Raw genomic sequence first — 6,577 nt, forward strand, 5'->3', positions numbered from 1 at the left:
CTGATGTCTCTACCCGCACATGCACCGGGGTGGCCTGATCTTCTACTTTCAGCAACCGTTGCCAGGTTACGTCCCGTAAACCGGTCACGCCCGCCCCTGTTGACAGCTCTCCCGCTACTCTGGCCAGCTCCAGATAAGCGGCACCTGGCAGTACTTTATCATTATATAAACGATGTTCGTTCAGAAAAAACTCCGATCCCGTATATATGCTCGTAAATTCCTGTTTGCCTGTCAGGCCGTTATTAGACATTGTCTCCATTATTATACATATGTAAAAGGGGGTGTAAAATTTCCTGCTTTGCAACATGTAGCAAAGGGTGCAACATACTTTTCACAGTAGTGTCCTTTCCCTGTGGCTCCGGCATCCAGTACCGTTCTTTTGCAAAGGGATAAACAGGTAATGTTATCCTGACTGGCCTGTCCTCATCATACAAAACCTTCCAGTTAATGTTGGCGCCGGCCACCCACTGCTCAGCGATAGACATATATTCATGATCGTTTGGAACAGCAGCAGGAATGAGGTTGGCCGCTGAGGCTTTACTATCAAAAACATGACCGCTGAAAAAGTTACCGGTTTTTCCGTCCAGATAGGCAGTCAGCAGATACAGTAATGCATCCGTGTCTGCAACAACAGCGGAGAAGCGCGCGTCCATTGGTTCCCGGCAAACTTGTAATGTATAGGCCAGATCGTGTATATTAATATCCGGGGTGTTTATAATATAGGTTTTTAGATTCCCGACCTGCTCCCGCAGGCGGTCTTTATCCCGGGCTGACAACACTACAATGGCAGGCCTGTCGCTGACATAAGGCGCCGGGACAGGTGCCCTGTACTCTTCTAATACAACATGCGCATTATTACCTGTCATTCCAAAAGAGCTGACACCCGCCAGCAATAGTTTTTCATCCTGCCACCGCTCATTCCCTGTATTGATCCTGAAAGGAGAGCCTTCGAGTTTGATATACGGGTTTAACGTCTCGAAATTAGGCATCCGTGGTATCAACCGGTGTTTCATCATTAACAGTACTTTAATTATACTGGCCAGTCCTGCAGCGCCCTCCAGATGTCCTATATGTGCCTTGGCTGAACCCAGGTAACAAAACTGCTCTCTGGCAGTATACTTCCTGAACGCCTTTTTCAGTGCGTTCACTTCAATAGGATCGCCTAACGACGTACCTGTACCGTGTGCTTCTATATAACTGATATTTTCCGGAAAGATGCCTGCCGCCTCCCATGCATCTTCCAATAAACGTGTTTGCAGCTCAGGGCGGGGAGAAGTGGGGTTATTAGATTTTCCAACATGATTAATAGCGCTCCCCTTAATAACCCCATGAATGGTATCCCCATCCGCAATGGCTTTAGACAATGGTTTAATCAACACAGAAACAACTCCTTCTCCCGGTACATAACCATCCGCTTTTTTATCGAATGAGTAACATCTTCCGGAAGGAGAAAGTGCCTGTATCCTGGAGAAATAAACATAATGAAGAGGGCTAAGCAGAACATTTAAGCCGGCTACCAGCGCCATGTCAGCCTCATTATTACGGATAGCCTGGCAAGCGAGGTGCAAAGCAGTCATCGAAGATGCACAGGCATTGTCCAAAGGAATGGAGGGGCCTTGCAGATCAAAATAATACGAAACACTTCCCGAAAGGCTGGACATAGCACTACTGCTGTGTTCATAGTCCTGCATAGGCATTCCCCTGCGGACAATTTCATCCCAATATTCATGAAAGCAACTCCCTACAAATACGCCGGTACGTGTATTTCTGATTTCATTTATCACACCGGCATCTTCAAAAGTATGATAAGCAGACTGCAGCAACAACCTTAGCTGCGGGTCCATCCACATAGCCTGTAATGGCGATATCCCAAAAAACAGCGGATCAAATTTATCAAGGTCCTTCAGCATGCCGCCCCATTTACTATACGATTTGTTTACCGCATTCCGGTCTGTATCAAACCATGGCCTATAATCCCAATGGTCCGGAGATATCTCTGTAACCAGGTCCCTGCCGGCCTTCAGATGCTCCCAGAATGCATCCAGATCAGAAGACTGTGGAAGATAACCGCTCATACCGATAATAGCCATGTCTTTGAGAGCGTCGTCACCGGCAACCCTGGATGATTCCGTAACGGGCGTTGTTGCTACGGGGGTAACAGGGCGCTCCGTTGTCGCCTGCATAAAATAAGCCTGTAGCTTATCACTATATTCTTTTTCCAGATAAGCACTCAGTTCTTCAATATTCTGATACTCAAAAAAAGTAGTAGGATATAGCTCTAAACCCAGTTCTCTTTCAATCACCGGAGCAATGCCGATCATCTGGGATGAGTCTAAACCCATATCCATGAAGTTCTTTGTCAAAGAAATCTTACCGGGACCAGTCTTCAGTATTTCACCGACCTTTCGGCCCAGATATTCCCTTACCAACAAGGGCATATCTTTCCGGGATAATTGTACTGTATTTTGAGCCGGTATTGATTTAGTGGTAAACTCCGTAAGTTTTATAATGACAGTACCGTCTGGTTGTAATATTTTAATATTGAAGGTGGTTACTTGCGCGTTTCCTTTTACCGGGGACACGTGACAATAGCACTCGCGTATAATATCCGAAGCACCTCTCTCCATGATGTCCGCGGATTTTAGCAGCAAAGGGGGCCAATGGCCTTTAACAGCATCATCCATGCTGTGATAAAGACATATGGCCGCGGCAACATGAGCGCCGTCAAATATGGCAGGATGTATGCCCAATCCATAGGCGTCCGCCTCCAGTTCTTCGTTTATACAAAGTCGGGCCAGCAGCTCCCCTCCCGGCAGTCGCCAGCACTCCTGCACTGTTCTCAATGCCTGTCCGTAACACTGCTGCATCGGGTGCTGATAGAATGCCGCCCCGGTTACTTCAGCGACGCTGCCGGCTTTAAGTGTTTCAATGTCTGTTGATGTTTGCTCAAATACAGTTGTTGTTAATTCTCCCTCTGCACACACGCTGACCTCCCCCGCTATGTCATAGGAGAGGGAAATCTTACCGGATGATGTATCATAGCTACGCTGTATAACTGCACTTTGCCCTTTACTCAGTGTTAGCGGGTTAGAGAAAAGCAGCTTATTTATTCTCAATGCTTTTCCGGGGAATGAATGACGCCCGGTATCAATACACATAGACAGATATGCCATTCCCATCAACACCTGTTTTCCCCCAATGAGATGATTTTTCATCAGCGGTTCATCATAATGTACGGATGCATTGGCGGGAGATTCCTCCGGGGTCAGATGCCGGGTTTTATATCCCAACCAATAAAACCCATTGGAAATGCTATCTACCGGCAGGGCTTTTCTCACCGGAGCTGGCAGGTCAGATGAAGGAGCTTCCAATATTGCATGGCAGTTGGTACCTCCAAATCCAAAGCTGGAAATGGCTGCTATTTTTCGGGAATTTGTCCATGCCTTCAAATTAGTGTTGGGATAAAAAGGGGATTCATTGAACATAAACCGCGGATGCGGATTCTCACAATGTAAGGTTGGCACAATATAACCATGCTGCATCTGTAACAATATCTTTATCACTCCTGCCACCCCTGCCGCAGTCATGGTATGACCAATATTACTTTTAACCGACGCCAGTGCACAATACTGTTTTTCAGCTGTGCTTTCTCTGTATACCTCCGTTGCTGCTTTTATTTCAATGGGATCGCCGAGAAGCGTGCCCGTACCATGTGCTTCGTAGCAACTGATATCTGCTGCAGAGACGCCAGCCCTGGCAAGCGCTCCAGCTATCACTGCTTTTTGTCCTTCTTTGTCGGGAACCGTTACCCCTATTGTCTTTCCGTCATTATTAACATGTGATCCGGTGATAATGCCGAAGATCTGGTCTCCGTCTGCCAGAGCGCTGGAATAGTCTTTCAACAATAAGAGCCCTCCACCTTCACCCATTACAAATCCGGACGCCCGTTCATCAAAAACATAACTCCGTCCGTCTCTGGATAACACCTGTGCCTGGCTAAAGCCAATATGCATAAAGGCGTCTACCATAACAGATATACCCCCCGCGATAGCCATCTCACATTTCCCATTTATAATTTCATCACAAGCCTGATGAATGGCCACCAGCGAACTGGAGCAGGCAGTATCAACTACCTGGCTGGCTCCTTTAAGATTGTAGAAATCAGATATTCTTGCAGCAATCATATTGCTGATATTGTTAACAATGATATGCTGATGCGCCTTCTCCGGCAATAAATGATGATTGTTTCTGACGTAGTTATTATCCTTGGCTCCGATGTATATACTGGTATTGGTACCAGCTATTTCTTCTTTCTTATATCCGGCATGGGCCAATAGCTCCCGGCTCATCTCCAGTACAATCCGCTGCTGGGGGTCCATAGAAAGCGCGTCATCATCACTGATATTAAAGTAACGAGCATCAAAAGAACCGGCATTTTTCATAAAACCGCCCTTGGTGACATATGTTTTACCTGCTGTTGGTGCCGCAGCATAAACACTGGCAGCATCCCATCTGCCAGCCGGCACATCACTTATCAGTTCTTTTCCCGCTTTCAGATTTTCCCAGTATTCATGGATGTTATCTGATCCGGGCAACCTGCAGGCCATACCAATGATGGCTACTTTACCGGTATTTCCCACCTGATGCTCCCTATAGTTATTGCCAGGCAACTCCACCAGCTTTTTTGCATCTAAGCTGTCAGATATGTTTTCGCGGGCAGGTAATTTTTCCTCTTCCAGATATTTAGCCAGCAAAGCAACCGAGGGATAATTTATAATAGCAGTAGGCTCAATTGTAATATGGAAATTTGTTTCGAGCTTATTGAGCAGTTGCATCATAATGATGGAGTCCATCCCATACTCAGCAAACTCAACATCCTCCTCAATATCGTTTTCCTTCAGCTTTAACACACTTGCACAAAGTGTGATCAATGCCTGTACTGTTCCCTGTTTAACGCCAGTCGTTCGCCTGGCCGGATTGTTGGTTACAGACATACGTTTGGCAGGCAGGACATTTTTTACCGGCAACAGGTTTAATCCATTGAAGGATAAACGTATCTCACCGTCGAGAGTCAACAAATCCAGGTTGTAGGCGGCAGTGCCGGCCTCGCTTCTTCTGGCATAGCAGTACATTCGCTCTTCCAACGCACCATATACCAGCACTTTCCGTACGCTGAAAGGTAAGGCGAGCTGCTGCTCCTGTTGACCGAGGATCAAGCCCAGGCAGGTTTGCAGCGCGCTGTCCATCAGCCCGGGAGCCAGCTCATAATCTGCCGCTGCCGGCCGGGAAATGATTGACAGCGCTTCTGTGTCGCTATAAAATAATGTTTCTATTCCTCTGAATTCCCTGCCATAATCCAACCCCAACTGCAGAAACATATTATAACAGGCGGCACTGTCTAAGGACCAGGGCAGGCGTTTGCGTACGGTATCGATATCCAGGCTCGATGTACTCTGTACCTGTCTGTCCAACAGCCCTTTTCCATGTACCTGTCTGTCCGTGCCATTCATCGTATATATTTCATACCCGATTTCTCCTTGTCCGGAATGAATCCGGATATGTACTTCGCGCGGACTCTCACTTACTCCTATTGGCCTGAGCCAGGCCACGTCTTTGAAAGCAGTAATTTTCTCCCGCGTTGCCAACTCCCCCGCGACCCTTGCCAGCTCCAGATAGGCAACGCCTGGCAGCACCTTTTCTCCTGCTACCTTATGATCAGAGAAAAACGGCTCTTTCCCCGTGTATACGCTGGTATATCTTTGTTCGCTTAAATCAGAGGTATTACGGTGCAATAGCGGATGTAACTGCTGCAAACTTCCGGCGATAACGGAAGCCTGCCCAACGGCCGGCATCCAGTAACGTTCTCTCGCAAAGGGATAGCCCGGCAGGCTGATCTTCACGGGCTTATTATCAGCGTATAGTTGCTTCCAGTCAGGTATTATACCACGCACCCACAAACGGGCCAGGGAACGGTGTTCCCGGTGTGTTAACGCATAATCGATATAGGCCCGGCCCGCTCCGCCCTCCAGCAGAAAATCCGTCCGCTCCTTTTTAGTGTTACCGGTAAAGTAATCGCCCGTCTCTCCGGAAAGGTATTGCCTCAACAGACCCCGTAGCGCTGAATGGTCCGTCACAACCATCGCCAGGCGCTCTTCCAGCGCATCACGTCCTGTTTGCAACGTATAGCCCAATGCCCGCAAATCTATGTCCGGAGCACCTTCCAGATATAGAAGCAGGTTATTTGCCAGGACAGACAACCGCTCCTGGTTGCGGGCAGACAATACTACTATTACCGGGTGAACATCCGTTTTATGCGCAACTGCTCCGGGCCGGTCATATGCTTCTATGACCACATGAGCATTGGCGCCGCCGAAACCGAAGCTGCTCACGCCTGCCACCAACGGCAGGGATGATTTGTCTTCCCAGCGTTCAGGGGATGCAGATAAACGGAAAATGCTGCCTTCCAGTTTTATATATTCATTGGCCTGCTGCAAATGAGGATTACCCGGCAGCAGCCCATGCTTCATTGACAGCAGCACCTTTATCACACCCGCAATTCCCGCTGCGGCCTCCAGAT

General features: G+C 48.0%; 2 protein-coding genes. Both read right to left on the reverse strand.

Annotated elements, in window-relative coordinates:
* Window positions 1-250 (reverse strand): polyketide synthase dehydratase domain-containing protein (locus tag HGH92_RS33340; protein WP_168875196.1); only part of this gene is annotated, 250 nt, incomplete at its 3' end.
* A complete protein-coding gene (locus tag HGH92_RS33345; protein ID WP_168875197.1) occupies window positions 243-6,527 on the reverse strand; it encodes a beta-ketoacyl synthase N-terminal-like domain-containing protein in 6,285 nt (2,094 codons plus the stop codon). The genes HGH92_RS33345 and HGH92_RS33340, both read right to left, overlap by 8 nt.
* Window positions 6,528-6,577: the final 50 nt, after the last annotated feature.

The sequence above is a fragment of the Chitinophaga varians genome (assembly GCF_012641275.1).
GTDB classification, from domain to species: domain Bacteria; phylum Bacteroidota; class Bacteroidia; order Chitinophagales; family Chitinophagaceae; genus Chitinophaga; species Chitinophaga varians_A.

Coding starts and splice junctions, on each gene's coding strand:
- HGH92_RS33345 (WP_168875197.1), bottom strand. CDS start 6,527: ATGAAGCATGGGCTGCTGCCGGGTAATCCTCATTTGCAGCAGGCCAAT.